Annotated in this window: 16 protein-coding genes and 1 pseudogene; 5 read left to right on the top strand and 12 right to left on the bottom strand. The window is 59.6% G+C overall.

The annotated features are described in order from the left end of the window. Positions 1–4: 4 nt before the first annotated feature. From FXB40_RS24495 to FXB40_RS24490, 3 genes are all read left to right on the top strand, one after another. Complete coding sequence (locus FXB40_RS24495; protein ID WP_148774738.1) at positions 5–406, top strand: amino acid permease; 402 nt, start codon at positions 5–7, stop codon at positions 404–406. Positions 407–745: 339 nt separating this feature from the next. Beyond that, a complete protein-coding gene (locus FXB40_RS48090) occupies positions 746–997 on the top strand; it encodes a hypothetical protein (RefSeq protein WP_187437113.1) in 252 nt (83 codons plus the stop codon). Between the two features lie 516 nt (positions 998–1,513). Further along, on the top strand, positions 1,514–2,224 hold the full coding sequence (locus FXB40_RS24490; RefSeq protein WP_246207896.1) for an SPASM domain-containing protein: 711 nt from the start codon (positions 1,514–1,516) through the stop codon (positions 2,222–2,224). A 650-nt stretch (positions 2,225–2,874) separates the two neighbouring features. Here the strand turns inward: FXB40_RS24490 and FXB40_RS49920 are convergent. From FXB40_RS49920 to nifH, 12 genes and pseudogenes are all read right to left on the bottom strand, one after another. Beyond that, complete coding sequence (locus FXB40_RS49920; protein ID WP_347339777.1) at positions 2,875–3,312, bottom strand: IS66 family transposase; 438 nt, start codon at positions 3,310–3,312, stop codon at positions 2,875–2,877. A 7-nt stretch (positions 3,313–3,319) separates the two neighbouring features. Beyond that, positions 3,320–4,492, bottom strand: a pseudogene (tnpC, locus tag FXB40_RS24485) (IS66 family transposase); the annotation flags it as partial. 65 nt (positions 4,493–4,557) lie between these two features. Continuing rightward, positions 4,558–4,878, bottom strand: coding sequence for an IS66 family insertion sequence element accessory protein TnpB (tnpB, locus tag FXB40_RS24480; RefSeq protein WP_347339775.1), 321 nt, complete (start codon positions 4,876–4,878; stop codon positions 4,558–4,560). After that, complete coding sequence (gene tnpA, locus FXB40_RS24475) at positions 4,770–5,336, bottom strand: IS66-like element accessory protein TnpA (RefSeq protein ID WP_347339774.1); 567 nt, start codon at positions 5,334–5,336, stop codon at positions 4,770–4,772. The genes tnpB and tnpA overlap by 109 nt, the downstream gene beginning before the upstream one ends. A gap of 316 nt (positions 5,337–5,652) precedes the next feature. Beyond that, positions 5,653–6,324, bottom strand: coding sequence for a hypothetical protein (locus FXB40_RS24470; protein WP_246207894.1), 672 nt, complete (start codon positions 6,322–6,324; stop codon positions 5,653–5,655). Between the two features lie 117 nt (positions 6,325–6,441). Further along, entirely contained in the window at positions 6,442–6,738 is a 297-nt protein-coding gene (locus tag FXB40_RS24465) for a ferredoxin family protein (protein ID WP_148774735.1), read from the bottom strand. Between the two features lie 41 nt (positions 6,739–6,779). Then, complete coding sequence (locus FXB40_RS24460) at positions 6,780–8,087, bottom strand: FAD-binding protein (protein ID WP_148774734.1); 1,308 nt, start codon at positions 8,085–8,087, stop codon at positions 6,780–6,782. 10 nt (positions 8,088–8,097) lie between these two features. Then, positions 8,098–9,213, bottom strand: coding sequence for an electron transfer flavoprotein subunit alpha/FixB family protein (locus FXB40_RS24455; protein ID WP_148774733.1), 1,116 nt, complete (start codon positions 9,211–9,213; stop codon positions 8,098–8,100). A gap of 1,103 nt (positions 9,214–10,316) precedes the next feature. After that, on the bottom strand, positions 10,317–10,649 hold the full coding sequence (nifW, locus tag FXB40_RS24450) for a nitrogenase stabilizing/protective protein NifW (RefSeq protein WP_148774732.1): 333 nt from the start codon (positions 10,647–10,649) through the stop codon (positions 10,317–10,319). An 85-nt stretch (positions 10,650–10,734) separates the two neighbouring features. Beyond that, a complete protein-coding gene (locus tag FXB40_RS24445; protein WP_148774731.1) occupies positions 10,735–10,959 on the bottom strand; it encodes a hypothetical protein in 225 nt (74 codons plus the stop codon). A 21-nt stretch (positions 10,960–10,980) separates the two neighbouring features. Next, positions 10,981–11,685 (bottom strand): nitrogen fixation protein NifQ, encoded by a 705-nt coding sequence (locus FXB40_RS24440; RefSeq protein ID WP_148774730.1) that lies wholly within the window; start codon positions 11,683–11,685, stop codon positions 10,981–10,983. 67 nt (positions 11,686–11,752) lie between these two features. Then, on the bottom strand, positions 11,753–12,643 hold the full coding sequence (nifH, locus tag FXB40_RS24435; protein ID WP_148774729.1) for a nitrogenase iron protein: 891 nt from the start codon (positions 12,641–12,643) through the stop codon (positions 11,753–11,755). Between the two features lie 562 nt (positions 12,644–13,205). Here nifH and FXB40_RS24430 point away from each other — a divergent pair. Together FXB40_RS24430 and FXB40_RS48085 are read left to right on the top strand one after the other, a co-directional pair. Beyond that, positions 13,206–13,760, top strand: coding sequence for a peroxiredoxin (locus FXB40_RS24430; RefSeq protein ID WP_148774728.1), 555 nt, complete (start codon positions 13,206–13,208; stop codon positions 13,758–13,760). Between the two features lie 507 nt (positions 13,761–14,267). Next, positions 14,268–14,435: a hypothetical protein gene (locus tag FXB40_RS48085; RefSeq protein WP_187437112.1), complete on the top strand. Its 168-nt coding sequence runs from the start codon at positions 14,268–14,270 to the stop codon at positions 14,433–14,435. Positions 14,436–14,981 lie beyond the last annotated feature (546 nt).

Below are 14,981 nucleotides of genomic sequence, written 5' to 3'. Positions count from 1 at the left end.
CCCGATGCCGATTCCAGTCGAGTCCTTTCTCAACGGTGCTCAACAAGGTCCGCAACTTCGCCGGACGTTGGGATGGTTTCAACTGACGTGTATGGGAGTTGGAAGCACCGTCGGTGGTGGGGTTTTCGTTCTCACCGGGGAGGTCGCCGCCCGCTACGCCGGCCCGGCCGTGGTTCTTTCTTTTCTGTTCGCTAGCTTGGTCTGTCTGTTTGCCGGACTGTGCTACGCCGAATTTGCAGCGATGATCCCAAGATCGGGCAGCGCCTATACCTACGTCAGCACGACCTGGGGAGAGGCCGTAGGGTGGCTCGTTGGCTGGACCTTGATTCTCGAATATCTCTTCGGCTGTGAACTCATCGCTATCGGCTGGTCGGGTTATCTGGATTCGACGTTGGCCAGTCTGTAAGCATCCGGTGAGGTCCTCACCGGAGGGAGACGCTGGGTACGACCGTTTCAGCATAGCAAAGTCAATTGTTAGCTTTCACCTTGGCGAAGCTGCAAGCTGACGGAGAGAGCCGATCTGATTACGACAGATGCGGCAGGGGGCGTAAGCGGATGGCCCGTCGCAAACCTAAATTTCTTCTAGTGTGCCGTCGCGTCAGTCTTGCGCTCGGCAGAGCACAGGTAGAGCTGAAGCAAATATGGATCAAGGCGCCCCACACGGTTGCCGGTGCGGGGCGCATGGCCTTGCAGGTTGCAGGTCATCAGCTCTCAACGGGCTTCGACCATTTCCGATTCTTGGAGGATGTTTTCCCTCACCACACCAGCGTGCCTAACCGCCGCTCAGGGAAGAATCGCACAAAGCTACTTCGCGGAGCCGGCAGCTAATTCGGCCGGCTATGGTGCCGGTCAAGGGCACTCGCAATCGCAACGTCTCGCGGCCGATGCCGACTACCACGATCACGATGACGTGGTGCTCGGCGCAGCGGCAACGCTGTCACATTTCATAGAAAGCCGCAATTCAACTCATTTTCAAAAGAGCTTGAATCGTACGTAAGGTCATATTGTACTCTATCGATCGCGTAGGGCTGCGCCTTGGTTGCCGCAATTGGGACGACATTCATCGCGAACGTGTCGACTTATAGACACAGTACCGCCTGGCATGAGTGATGCTTGTTGAAGTAGACGAGACGTTAGACCCAAACCCATCGATGCAAGCGCACGCGGCAGCCGCCCGATCCTGCTCGACCAGGCGGGAGAGAGCCATGGCGCTTTCTTCATCTTTCGCGGTCGCGCTGGCAACGGTGCCGTGTCGCGCTGATGGGCGACGAACGAAAATGATGCATGAGCGAACTGGCATGAGGGATACAACTCGACGGTCACCCTCAAGATTACTTATTCCAAACGGGAAAGCGCGGAAGTGGATAATATCAAATCGATGACTCTACAGGAGCTGCGCTCTGCAGTCACTGGCGGCAGGGTCTTGGAGATAACTACGACAACGGGCTGTGTCGTCGGATGTTCTTATTGCTCGCAGGACAGGTTTGCCCAACGGCAAAGAGCGATATCCGACGTGAAGCATCTTTCTCTGCAGGATTTCAAGCGATGCCTGGCGCACGTACCAGTAGCTGTCGACATTAGCTTTTCCGGGTTTTCGCAGCCTTGGCTCAATCCGGCTTGCACCGAAATGGTTAAGCATGCCTACGCATGTGGCCACGGAATCCGGATTTTCACAACCCTTGCCGGAGTGGATGGGCAGGATCTAAGGCGCTTACGTGCGCTGCAGTTCCGCGTTTTCCTGGTGCAGGTTGTTGATGACGGCACGTCCATGGATAGTGGTCTCGTCACGCGCAACTATGTCGATTTGATACGCCAACTTGTCGACGCCGACATTTCATCACTGCTCTTCATGGTCATGGGCGAGGTTCATCCCGAACTTGTCGGCATCATTCCCGACGAAGCGCTGGTCCGCTTGCGTCCGCCTCGCAGGAGAGCTGGCAGCGGCGAGCTCGAGATGGTTAAAGCACGACCGCCAATCGTTGGAACACTAACGTGTCCCGACGAACGGCAATATCGTAATGTTCTTCTTCCAAACGGCGATGTTACTTTCTGCTGCAAGGATTTTGAGCGACGACACGTCTTGGGCAACCTCCTCCGCGACAGGTACGAGGATCTCTTCGAAGGGGCGACTTTTCGCAACATTGCCGATCGCATGAACGGAACGGACGGCTTTCTGCTTTGTCGATCGTGTGAATTCGCTGAACCAATAACGTCCAAGAGCTGATCTTTGAGAGCAGTTTGGCCGCTGCCTGATCGAAGCGAATCGCGAGTCCTGGCGAAGCTCGGCCTTTCAGCTCATCATTACCCAGCCGCGGGGACGACCCTCCGATGAACGGAGGGTCGCCATGGACCGGACTAGCATTTTGTTGGTCGCCGGTCTGCTGGAGGTCGCCTGGGCTACCCGGCGGAATCTGATTGTTATTTCCGTGCCACGCCCTTGTCTTGTCAGGCCCTGGAGAACCCCATCATTCTTCTGAGGCGAATGCCGCTCTCTCTCGAACTCAAAAGGCGGCGTCTTGGCATAACCGCGAGTCCATGGTTTCCAAGAATCAGGGCCGAGATGGTATCGTTCCTGCCGAGCTCGCGACTTTGTGTCTTGCGCCGTTCGCGCTTACGAGAGTTTGAGACCATCTTACTCCTTTGAGCATGGTCGGGAGAACGTGGCGCCAAACCGGACGCTAAAGTGAACATGGATCAACTTGCGCCCGGCAAGCCTGCCATCTGCGGAAAAGCGGCGTCGGCCTCGCCGCTGCTTGGCCGACGTGTCCTGCCGTGATTTCCCTTGCTAGGCTGTTAACGTACGCACACGGGCAAGGCCGCGGGATTGTCGCAGGCGCGCGAGCGCTGGCGGGTTTATGATGTGGCGCGAGAGGTTCAGGCGTCCTGCTGATCGGCGGGCATGTCGGCTTGGCGCAGGCGCTTCCATTCCCAGGGCAGCAGTTCGTGCAGACGCGAGGCGGGAAGATCAGCGATGCGAGCGAGGACGTCGGCGAGCCAGGCTTTCGGTTCGATGTCGTTGAGGCGTGCGGAGGTGATGAGGGTGAGCATGACGGCGGCGCGGTCGGCGCCGCGTTGGGAGCCGGCGAAGGTCCAGTTGCGCCTTCCCAATGCGATGCCCCGCAACGCTCTTTCGGCCGCGTTGTTGCTGAGGCAGATCCTGCCATCGTCGAGGAAGCGGGCGAAGTCGTCCCAGCGCCTGAGCATGTAATTCATGGGCTTCAGGACCTCGGAGGAGCACGAGAGGGGTTCGCGCTCGAGGAGCAGCCTGGCATGCATGTCCTCGAGAAGCGGCTTGCTCTTTTCCTGGCGCACGGCGCACCGCTCGTCGGCGCCGCGGCCGTTGATGGCGCGCTCGATCTCGAACAAAGCGATCGAGGCGTCTGACCGCCTCCAACGCGATCGGCGAGACCGGTTTGCCCCTGTGGCCTTCCCGGGCGTTCTTCTCGATGTCGGCCAGCTCGAAGAAGCCCCGCCGCGCATGGGCGAAGCAAAACGCCGGCGTAGTCGGCAGCACCTTCTTCTGCGGATCGAACAACGGCTCGAAGCCGTTGTAGCAATCAGCTTGCAGGATACCGGCGAAGGCGGCCAGATGCTTCTGTGGATGCTCGCCTCGACGGTCGCTCGAGGCGTAATAGACCGCCGCCGGTGGCGCTGGCCCGGCGAAGGGCCGGTCATCCCGCACATATGTCCAGATCCGACCGGTCTTGCACTTGCCCTTCGCCAGGATGCGGATGGTGGCGTCGTCGCCATGCAGGCGCTCGGCAGCAAGCACATGGCGTTCGATCAAGTGGAAGAGCGGCATGACGGCGAAGGTCCCGTGGCCGACCCGGTCGGCCAGCGTCGACAATGGCAGGTCGATCCCCTCGGCCTTAAAGCGCGCACTCTGGCGATTGAGCGGGATGTGCATGCCGAACTTGTCGAACAGAATCGTCGCCAGCAATTGTGGGCCGATGAAGCCGCGCGGCGTGGCATGGAACGGCGCCGGCGGCTGGCTGATCTTCTCGCAATCGCGGCAGGTGAACTTTTCGCGCACTGTCTCGATGACCTTGAAGCGGCGCGGGATCTCCTCCAGCGTCTTGGTCACATCCTCGCCGATCTTCGCCAGCCGCGATCCGCCGCAGCAGGCGCAGCTCGTCGGAGCCTCGATAACGATGCGCTCGTGTTCGATGTCGTCCGGCCAGGGCTTGCGTACCGGCCGCTTGCGCGTGAAGGCGCGCACGCTCTGGGTCTTCGCCGCCGCGGCCTGAGCCGCAAGCTCATCCTCGCTCGCCGTGGTGGCGAGTTCTTCGAGTTCCAATTCCAATTGTTCGATCAGACGAGCCGTGCGCTCGGAGCGCTGCCCGTACAGTTCGCGTTTGAGCTTCTCGATCCGCAGCTCGAGATGCGCGATCAGCGCCTCGTTGTCCGACAGCTCCGCCCGCGCGTTGGCGGCATCCGCGACGGCCACATCGCGTTCAGCCTGCAACGCCTCACGCTCGGCCAGCAGCGCCATGTAGGCACTCGCGAGGTCCGAAGGAAGAGCGCCCGGCTTCGATGTCATGAAGCCATTGAATCAGATCAGGCTGCAGATTCAATCGTAAAAAGGCTATCCAACTCGCGTTGGACGCCGTGTTTCTTGAGGATTGCCCAGTCGATTCCAGATAAGAGATAACTCAACTGCGCCGGAGAGATCGTCACTGCTTCGCCCGCAACCGAAGGCGAGATGAATCTTCCTCTCTCAAGTCTTTTTGTAAACAGGCATGCCCCCTGGCCATCATGCCAAATCACCTTCAAAAGATCGCCGCGTTTTCCCCTGAAGCAGAAAAGACCACCGCCCATGGGGTTGTGCTTGAGCACCTCCTGCACGCGGAGAGCCAGGCTCGGAAAGCCGCACCGCACGTCGGTGTGGCCAGTCGCCAGCCATACCCGCACGCCCGTGGGGATCGGAATCTTCGCCGATCCAGAGCCTCGACGATGCGGCGAAGCGCCTCAACGTCGACCCCCGCATCGACAATGACGCGCCGCCCGCTCGTCAACTCGACCTCAATTCGCTGCTCGGTCGAAAGCGCCGGCGCGCTCCGCGATGAAAGTGCCGCCGATGGGACTGGCCTATCCTCTGCGACAACCGCTCTGACAAAGCCAGCCTCGGATTTGGCCCGGTTCGCTACCAAGCCCCTCCGCCAGGTCACCAGCAGAGAACGCGACAGACCATATCGTCGCGCCGTTGCCGCAACCAGACGCGGCTCGGACATGCTTTCCAAAACAATCCGCGCCTTCTCCTCCTCCGACCAGCGTCGTCGCCGGCCCGTCTCCACCACTTCAAGTCGATTCAGCGCACTGATCGTATGACTGTCCATACGCACAGTTCTCAACCATTAGACCACCCCGTCGCAAGGCGTCTCTCCTCGGAGGCTTACCTGTTAACGAAGGATTCCCTGATCCGCCAGCGCAGCGCACCGCGCGCGCTGCAACTGAGCACCAAAGCTCAGAACTGCGGATCTTGTGCTCACTATAAAGACCCCCGAGCTTGATGCGGCCGGGGACTGCGACCGGGCGTGCATAGCGGCTCCGCGTCGGCGATAACCGTTAAACGGAGGACAAAGGAACTACGCCGCGACTTTCGACGCGGTTTTGACCTCTCTGCAGGGACCGTCCTCAAAGCGCCCTGAACCCTCACACGCCGTCGGCAGCTCCTCTCAAGTCCGCGTCCGAACCGATCCCGGCATGTCGATCCTTCGCTGGCTCATTCAGGAGCCCGGCGAGCCTGAGGCCTTCAAGGACTCCTTCGATGCGCTGTTCGCGAATGATTGCGGCGAGCAGCAAAACGGCCTCCTCCCGATGGACGGTGAAGCAGACGTCAGGCGCTTGCGGAACCAAGAAGTCCAGCAAGTCCGGAAGGTCGACAACATGGTGGCGTAAGGTCGAGACCGCATCATTGGCGAGATAGGTCGCCAAATCCGCATTCGCCGGCGGATCAAAGTCCAAGTCGACCTCGGCGCGCTTCTCGATCGCCTGTCGGATCAAGTCGCCCTGCCGTCTTGCATCCATCGAGAGTATGAGCACCGCATCCGCGAGCTTCTCGCGCGGCAAGCTTCTCAGTTCGGCTATGCATGCCTGGATGTCGCCAACCGAACTCTCACGGCCTACCTCTACTCGCAAGCTGTCGAGCAGCATCCGCGCGTCAGTGGCTGCCCTGCTCCTTTGTACTCGAATCATCATAATGCTCTCCGGCCGGCGATATATCCCCACGATACAATGCGTCGCGCGCTTGTTTTGGATCCGCTCGCTTTGGCTGTCTTCGGGAATATTATGGGGGGAAGCAGCGAAGCTGCGGTTGTCCACCATGCAAGGGCCGGCCCGCGGCCCCGATTGAATGTGCTCGGGTGAAATCTCGAGTCGCGCGCATCTCGTTGCATCGCGGCAACGCCGCATCCTGCCAAAGCCAGGCCCTCCCCTGAAGCTTCAACCAAACTTGAATAGCACACCGTAACCGCCCCGTGGGTAGCTCCACTTGATATCACCGCTTTCTTCGCAGATCACCCGGCAGGTGCCGCACTCGAGGCACCCGTCGACTGTAACCTCAACATGACCTTTATCGTTGAGATCGTAGCACCGTGCTGGGCAAGCCTTCAGCATCGATAGCAGCTGCGACGATGGCGTGGTGTGCGGCCGCACCTTGATATGGGCGCGGCCGGAATCAACAAGATAACGGTTGTAGAATAGTTTGTCCTCGACACGTTGGGATGGCTCGCTCGGCATTGATTCTGGCTCCGTCAATCGTCGTTGTCATTGCTTCGTGATCAGCGCCAGGCCCGGGCAATGCGAAGGGCATCGCTGAACAGTCCACTCCACGATCGCGCCTTGATGAACGAATTCAGCATCAGCTTCTCTTTCTCGAGCTTTGGTGTACCGTCGACGCGCAGGTAATCCTGCATCGCCTTCGAGAAGAGCTGCGGATATGTGAGAAAGAAGTTCTGCGAGTGGGTATGCAACAGTGCCGGCATATCCTTGTACTTCTTCAGGTCCTTGATTACGAAGGACTCATTCAGCATCTTTTTGTAAAGCGAAAGATTTTTCGCCGTCATGGGATCATTGCGCGATCGGATAAGACAGATCGCTTCCGCCGCGATACGGCCCGACGTCATCGCCAGATTAGACCCCTCGCGATGGATGGCGTTGTTGAGCTGGGCGGCGTCCCCGACGACGACCCAGCCCTCACCACAAAGCTGCGGGATCGCCTTGTACCCACCTTCGGGGATCAAGTGCGCGGAATATTCCTTTACTTCCGAACCCTCGATCAGCGGTGCGACGGAGGGGTGACGCTTGAAACCCTCGAGCAAGCCGTAGGGCGTCTCCCCGGTACGCTGGAAGTCGGCAACAAGACAGCCAATACCGAGCGAGATACATTCCTTGTTGGAATAGATGAAGCCCATGCCGGTCATGCCGCGGGAGATGGTTCCGGCAGCTTCGATGACGAGTCCCTCGTCGCCTTTGAGATTGAACCGAGCATCGATTGTCTCGCGCGACAGGAAATGCATCTCCTTGACCGCGAGTGCCACCTTATCCGGTTTCAGTCGCCCTCTTAACCCCGCACCCGTCCCGAGCACTCCGTTCACCCCCTCGGCCAGCACGACGACATCTGCATGGATTTCACCGCCATCGCGGTCTGTGCGCACCCCGATCACCCGCCCATGTGAATCCTGGAGGAGCTCGGTCACCGTGGTCTCGCACAGGACCGTGGCGCCGGCCTCGCGGACCTTCTGCGAGAACCATTTATCGAACTGAGCGCGGATGATGGTGTAGCGGTTCGGCTTCTCCTCATTGAAATCATCGGAGCGATATTGAAGCCCCGTGTGCGAACGCTCGTCCATGATCCAGAAGCGCTGCTCCACCAGATGCCGCTCAAGCGGTGCATCCTCGCGGAAATCAGGGATCAGCTTCTCCAGCATATCGGCATAGAGGATGGCCCCTTGCACGTTCTTCGACCCCGAATACTCGCCGCGCTCCAGCTGCAGCACTTTCAGGCCGCGCTCGGCCATGGTAAGCGCCGCCGCATTCCCGCCCATGCCAGCACCGACGACGATCGCGTCGAATTTTTCCTCGATCATAACAAGCTCCCTAGCCGGCGATGCGGTCGTGCGAGTGCGGCGACAGCCGCGCGCGGAATGCAGAGGTCAATGCCGGCAACAGTCGAAGGGCGTCGGTGACGATACCGATATGGGCGAAGTCGAAGATCGGGGCGCTCTTGTCGGTATTGATGGCGACGATGAGGTCGCCACCCTCCACTCCGACGCGATGCTGGATCGCCCCGGAAATACCGGCCGCGATATAAAGCTTTGGCCTAATGGTTTTGCCAGTCTGGCCTATTTGTCGGTCCGAGGTGACCCAGCCCTTCTGGACGAGCGGCCGCGAACAGCCATATTCGGCGCCAAGCACGTCGGCGAGCTGCTGTACCAGTTGGAAGTTCTCAGGTGATCCCAGACCGAGCCCTCCAGCGACGACCACGTCCGCATAGGCAAGGTTGGACTTTTTAGAATCGCGGTCCGGCAGGAAGGAGAGGACTTTTGTGACGATATCTTCTTCTACAAGCCCGAGCGGATGCGAGATGACGCGCCAGACGGCGCCCGTCACGCGCTCGGGGGTCGGCATCACGCGCGGGCGGACGGTTGCCATCTGTGGACGATAGTTGAGTGTATAGATCGTGCACAACAGTGAACCGCCAAACGTCGGCCGCGTCGCCGCAAGCGAGCCGTCGGGATCGACATCGAGCTCGGTGCAGTCGGCGGTTAGGCCGGTGAGCAGTGTGGTTGCCACTGAGCCGGCGAGATCCCGGCCGAGTGTAGTTGCCCCTAGGAGTAGGATTTCCGGCTTGTACGTATTGACCAGCTCTGACAGGGCCTTGGTATAGGACTCATTGCGATAGTCGGCCAAGAGATGGTCCGCGACGATATAGGCGAGGTCGGCGCCGTAGCAGAAGGATTCGGCGACTGCCTGCTCCGTTGTCTCCCCGACCGGGCCGATGACAACCGCGGCGAGGTCGACGTTGAGCTTGTCGGCGAGCCGGCGGCCGGCACCCATCAGCTCCCAGGAGACGGGGTGCACAACCCCGCGTTCCTGCTCGATGAAGACCCAGACGTGCTTATACGCCTTAAATCGTTCGGGCAGCTCCCTCTTGGTCGCTGCGCGACCACCACCCGCGGCCGGCGCTGCGCCTTTGGGTCCGGTGCTCATCATCTGTACTCCCATCCGTTGTTCAGTAGCGGCTCGCCAGCGGGGCGCGCTCCGCCCCCAGCTTTGAATTCGCGCTTGAGGATTGCTTCAGTCAAAAGTTCGGCCGGGTGCCCGCCGCCATTCAGTCAGCACCGCCTGGCAGCTGCGCGGGGCCGAGACAGACATTGCTCGAAGTGTCGACGACCACGGAATCACGCGTTTCGGGTTCTCCGCGCCAGTCACGCGAGCCGATCGATTGGTCCCTTCATCTTCGAGATGCAATCGAGCTGGAACGGCTCGAGGATGTGGCAGAGGCTCGGCTGATATCATTATCCGCCACGTGCTTGCCGGTGAAAACGCGATCCATTGCTCCGAATGCCCTCGAGATCTCGCCGATTGCAGCGACAAGCCCGCAACTCTTGCCGAGAGCACGAGCGCCGGGGTCAAGCCGCCCGTCAGCGGCGCCGCGCGACCGGCGCAGGAGGGCAAGGACTGCCCCCGCGAAACCTCGGCCATAGATCGGCCAACGGGGGTGATTTCGTCGATGAACCTTTGGCGCGGATCACGCCCAGCGTTCAGCTCAGCCAGGTCGGAATATGCGACCATCGCTTTGGCGTCGCGACGCATCATGGTGCCGACAGGCAGCGCGCGCGAACCTGCGCGGCGTCAAAATCACAATCGATGCGGACCAAGATGTGCATGCGCTTCTCCAGACTGGCTGAGCATATGTCAGCAATTGTCGTACCAATTGCGTAGGCGATTAAAATTGGGCGCCAATACAGACTCTTACGGAAGGAAATTGGTTGGCAGCCTCTCACGACGATCGGAACATTCGAGAACCGAGTCGAGGCGTGTCCGGAATGCGACAGAAGATAGTCATCCGAATCTGGTGCGCTTTCCTCGCCAAATGTGCGCTTCCCGCTGCCGGCGTACCATTGCAGGAGATAGGTGCGCCACGGGCACCAGCTTGAAAGGATGGACAAACCAGCGCCCAGTCGTGATTGGCACTTAAGGAGAGCGGAGTAAGTGTTAAAGCTGCGGATCCACGAGGCCACTGCAACTTCCGTTTGAATTGCAACTGTCAGCTCCGAACCTTCACGGTCCAGAGCACGAGATGTAAACTCGATTCACTCCAAGGAACCGAGCTGGACCAAGGCTGGATGCTTGTTCGGTTGTGGCGCTGCCGCATCCTTGAGGACCTTGAACACGCGCTGTTCGATCGGGGAGGACGTGACGAAGTCGGCATAGGCGCGCTCAAGCGTAGCCTTACAACGCAAGGCGATGTCAGGATCGGATGGACCGGTCAACTCCTCACCCGCAAGATACTGACCCATGCGACGCAGGATGTGAAGCCGCGCCACGTTGATGATTTTCTCGTCGTACTCGACGCCGAGCAGTGCAAAAAACTCCTCTGCCGCCGAGGCCTTCTTCAATTGCGAAAGGATGCCGTCCGTCATCATTCTCAACCTCCATCTAGATCCGCGCCCAGAAACCATCCGGGCCGAATGTTTCAACTTGATCGCGCGGCCCTGGCTGACCAGCCGATCACGCGCCCTTGACGAGGGAGCCCTCGTGAATGTCGTGCCAGATTGCTACCACCGTTCCGGGCAACCGGCTCCTGTGCTCGATGGCATGCTTGCGGACGCGCGCGAGGATGGTTTCGGTTTGCTCGGCGGTGACCGACAGCTGCAACTCGGACAACAGCGAAGTGATTGCGGCAAACCCTGAATGCTTGGCGATCACAATGCGGTGGGAGCGGCCGCCAAGCAATCGCAGGTCCAGCGCGGTCTTTTAAACGGAATCATCGAGACGACGCAGATGATCCCGCCGTCGTCCGGCCATCCGGCTCTCCCCGCTCTCCTCGCCGAAGCAAAGATCAAAATCATTGCATTCCGTGCAGACCGGCGTAGTACACATCACCAGGCCGTCATCTTCGCATAGCATGCGATAGAAGAAGCGCTTCCAACGCATCTTCTTGGAGTTGCGAGCCGCTAACGACCCGAAATGGCGCGTCAGGAGGCGGGACAATTCGTCGCGCTTCCGCAGACCGAGATCTTCCCACAAGTGATTGGGCTCCATGGCGCGCCGCGCGATCATTGTCGCCAACCAGCCGCCGACCTCGCTATGAGTAGAACGATGCGCTAGCAGGAGGTCGCGCACCATAATTGTCTCGTCAGGAGCCGATAACGCGGACTGTTCGCGCCAGGTACACCTTCTGACCGGGCTGGACGGGAAGTATTGCACTAGGAGCGCATTGAGCTCCTGGTTAGTCAAGCCAGCCTGTTCGGGAAGTTGGCCGCCATCCATAGCGGATGCGGCGAGAACGCAGGCGAGCACATGGCGATCGAAATCGTAATTATCGCTGATATCGACTTCTGTTGGATGGCGTCCAGTCAGAAGGCCGTAGAGCTTACTTGCATTGCGCTGCTCGGCGACGTGAGCCGCCGATACAGGAGGTGACACCGTATCGGCCAATTGTCTTTGTGTACCAATCATGAAGGTCCCCCCAGCATCTGAGTGGACGATGTCGGCCTTCCCGGGTCGAGAAGGCCGACATCATGAACTATGCCGAAACAGCGGCGAGCTCGGCGGCGGTCTTGCCGACCAAGCTCTCGTCGACGGGCTTGAGGATGCCGTGCTCCATGAGCATGTCCTCGAGCTCGTCCATGCTGATCGGCGTCGGGATAGCGCCTTGTCCAGCATTATTGTGGATCTTGGTCGCGAGATTGCGATAGTGATCCGCCTGCTTGGAATCTGGCGCGTATTCCAGCACCGTCATGCGGCGCAGCTCCGCGTGCTGAACGACATTGTCGCGCGGCACGAAGTAGATCAGCCGGCTGCCGAGCTTCTTGGCAAGAGCATCTGCAAGCTCCAGCTCCTTGTCGGTCTGCCGCTCGTTGCAGATCAGGCCGCCGAGGCGCACGCCGCCGGAATTCGCATACTTCAGAATACCCTTGGAGATGTTGTTGGCGGCATACATCGCCATCATCTCGCCGGACATCACGATGTAGATTTCCTGCGCCTTGTTCTCGCGGATAGGCATCGCGAAGCCGCCGCAGACGACGTCGCCGAGCACGTCGTAAGAGACGTAGTCGATGCCCTCATAGGCGCCATTCTCCTCCAGAAAGTTAATGGAAGTGATCACGCCTCTTCCGGCGCACCCGACCCCCGGCTCCGGACCGCCGGACTCGACGCATCGAATGTCCTTGTAGCCGAGCTTGATGACGTCCTCGATTTCGAGATCCTCGACGCTGCCGGCACTCGCCGCCAGGCTCAGAATGGTGTCCTGCGCTTTGGCGTGCAGGATGAGGCGGGTCGAGTCTGCTTTGGGATCACAACCAACGATCAGAATCTTTTGGCCCAGCTCAGCAAGGGCCGCTAGCGTATTTTGCGACGTCGTCGATTTACCGATGCCACCCTTGCCATAAAACGCGATTTGTCTCAGCGAAGACATGTTGCTCTCCATCAACCGATTGCCAACTTTTTCGCGCCGAACGCGCGAGACTGTTTCTCTCTCAGAAACGTGGGCACACGGGCTTCGGGAAGGAGGCCATCGCTCGCCATCGGCGTCGCCATGCCCTCAGCCCTCACTCGTTGTTGCTGCATCCATTTAGCAACTGGCGTGCCATTTCGTTCGCAGGTGCGTCAAGCGCCTGAGCATGCTGGACTAATCGCGCGGCGTGCGAGACCGGATGCCGTTGCGGACGCGACAGCGGCAAGGGCTTTGACAGAAACCGGACAAAGCCCTTTTGACAGAAACCGGACAAAACCCTGGCGCATTGATTCCATTACGAGCGCCCGGCGACAGGGCGCGGAACGGGGAATGCCGGGCTTTAGCCCGAGGCGATGAGGGGATCGTACGGTGCAGATCGGGTTCGAGGACACCGCCATCATCAAAGGCGAATGTTTCAAGACCGGCACGGTGGGTACTTGCCGTCAGAGCGGGTGGCATATCGCTTGCTTTGCTAGGCCCGGAACGCAGTTTCCGCGTGACGCGATGTTGTAGTGAGGACAATATGTCTGGAATTGGAAGTAAGTTGCCGCCGTTCGAAATCACAGGCGTAAAGCCCGGCTTTCACCTGCCAGAGGAGAACGGGCAGAGCGCCTTCGAGACGCTGTCTGAGACGAGCTTTCCCGGCAAATGGAAAGTGATCTTCTTTTACCCGAAGGATTTCACATTCGTCTGCCCAACCGAAATCGCTGAGTTTGCCCGCCTATCCAAGGATTTCGCCGATCGCGATGCAGTCGTACTTGGTGGCTCGACCGATAACGAGTTCTGCAAGCTCGCCTGGCGGCGTGAGCACAGGGACCTGCACCGTCTATCGATCTGGCAGTTTGCCGACACCAAGGGCGCACTGGTCGATGGCCTTGGAGTGCGCTCGCGTGAAGGCATCGCGCATCGCTACACCTTCATCGTCGATCCTGAGAATACGATCCAGCATGTCTATGCGACAAGCCTCAATATCGGCCGCAGCCCAAAAGACACGCTACGCGTTCTGGATGCGATACAGACTGATGAGCTCTGCCCTTGCAACCGGGAGATCGGCGGCGACACGCTTAAACTTGCCTGAGGCAACATGTCGATCGTGCAGTGGGAGGAGCAGCTCCCGCATTCGAGGGACGTCACACTCGGTACCGTCTAACGTGGAGGCCATTTTGGATCCGCTACCCGGCAGAACCGCATCGAACCGACCGTCGCTCGAGTTGGCGCATGGCTGCCGTCATCGACGCGACGGTTTGTGGCGATGCGGCAAACCAACAGCAGGGCGAACAGGCCCATGAGCATCGTTGGAAGCCCGATCATCCAGATCAGCTTCCGCCGAATGTCTTCAGCTCGTATTTCAGCAGCCTGCGAATTGAGTCCGGCCGACAAGTCGGAGAGCAGCGGCGCAAGTCAACCCCCTCATTCAGAACGAGCCGATCCGCCTGCCCAGCTTAAAGGTGTCCGCCACAACATCAAGAGCATCCAGGCTGGAAAGTCACCGAGCCGGTCACGCTCGCGACGGTGTCCCTTCACCAAGTAGCTGATATGGGAGGATCTCGTCGACCGCGCAGAGTTGCTCAAGAGCAATCCCGTCGTGCTTCACCTGATCGATACCCCGACCCACAGCTACGATGGGTCCCGGGCGAGCTTCTTCGATGCGCGGACCATCGACGATATCGTCGACCCGATCGAACTGTTCGCGCCGCTGTCGGCCGATTCCTCGCAGATCGCGCCGTCGTCGCTGCCCAGCGATCGCATTTGACGAGATGTGCACTTGCCGCGCGTATGCTGCAGAAACGCCATTCTACGACGCCCTAGGGAACAACGCGTTTGTTGATTGCTAGAAGTGATTGCCGACGAGGCGGTTCGCCGGCTGAACGCTATCAAAGTTATCCGCGACCACATTGGCGAAGTGTGCCCATTCTCGACAACCTAATTCGCGTTACCGAGACATTTACGTTATTCTGGCGCGTTGTCCTACACTATTTATCAGCGGAGTGCACTCCAAGCAGCTGCTCGCCAACTCCCGTCTCGCGATCATGAGAAATATTGCGAACCCGCTCACGGCGCAGAGGGAGAGTGAGCCATCAGCCGAGTTGAGTGCACTGCCGTGGCATCCGCTGCGAAGAAATTTGCGCTCCAGCGAACAGGCAATCGTTCACTGCCCGCCCGAGTTGGACCGTCGGGAGGACGCCGTGCGTCAGACTTTTCGATGGATGAGCGTCCTTAAGCGTGTAACAGCGAGCCAGGCGAAATTGGAGTCGGCGTTGTAATCGCCGCTCGGTCTGTCGTTTGCTGCGAGTTGCCA

This window comes from Bradyrhizobium rifense (assembly GCF_008123425.1).
In the GTDB taxonomy this organism is placed as follows: domain Bacteria; phylum Pseudomonadota; class Alphaproteobacteria; order Rhizobiales; family Xanthobacteraceae; genus Bradyrhizobium; species Bradyrhizobium rifense.
The sequence above is the reverse complement of the archived record's forward strand: the minus strand, read 5'-3'. Positions and strand labels throughout refer to the sequence as shown.

What these genes read in the sequence shown, in the direction of transcription:
- FXB40_RS24470 (WP_246207894.1), bottom strand. Translation starts at nt 6,324, where the DNA reads ATGGTGGACAACCGCAGCTTCGCTGCTTCCCCCCATAATATTCCCGAA.
- nifH (WP_148774729.1), bottom strand. Translation starts at nt 12,643, where the DNA reads ATGTCTTCGCTGAGACAAATCGCGTTTTATGGCAAGGGTGGCATCGGT.
- FXB40_RS24430 (WP_148774728.1), top strand. Translation starts at nt 13,206, where the DNA reads ATGTCTGGAATTGGAAGTAAGTTGCCGCCGTTCGAAATCACAGGCGTA.
- FXB40_RS24495 (WP_148774738.1), top strand. Translation starts at nt 5, where the DNA reads ATGCCGATTCCAGTCGAGTCCTTTCTCAACGGTGCTCAACAAGGTCCG.
- nifW (WP_148774732.1), bottom strand. Translation starts at nt 10,649, where the DNA reads ATGATGACGGACGGCATCCTTTCGCAATTGAAGAAGGCCTCGGCGGCA.
- FXB40_RS24440 (WP_148774730.1), bottom strand. Translation starts at nt 11,685, where the DNA reads ATGATTGGTACACAAAGACAATTGGCCGATACGGTGTCACCTCCTGTA.
- FXB40_RS24465 (WP_148774735.1), bottom strand. Translation starts at nt 6,738, where the DNA reads ATGCCGAGCGAGCCATCCCAACGTGTCGAGGACAAACTATTCTACAAC.
- FXB40_RS48090 (WP_187437113.1), top strand. Translation starts at nt 746, where the DNA reads ATGTTTTCCCTCACCACACCAGCGTGCCTAACCGCCGCTCAGGGAAGA.
- FXB40_RS24455 (WP_148774733.1), bottom strand. Translation starts at nt 9,213, where the DNA reads ATGATGAGCACCGGACCCAAAGGCGCAGCGCCGGCCGCGGGTGGTGGT.
- FXB40_RS24460 (WP_148774734.1), bottom strand. Translation starts at nt 8,087, where the DNA reads ATGATCGAGGAAAAATTCGACGCGATCGTCGTCGGTGCTGGCATGGGC.
- tnpA (WP_347339774.1), bottom strand. Translation starts at nt 5,336, where the DNA reads ATGGACAGTCATACGATCAGTGCGCTGAATCGACTTGAAGTGGTGGAG.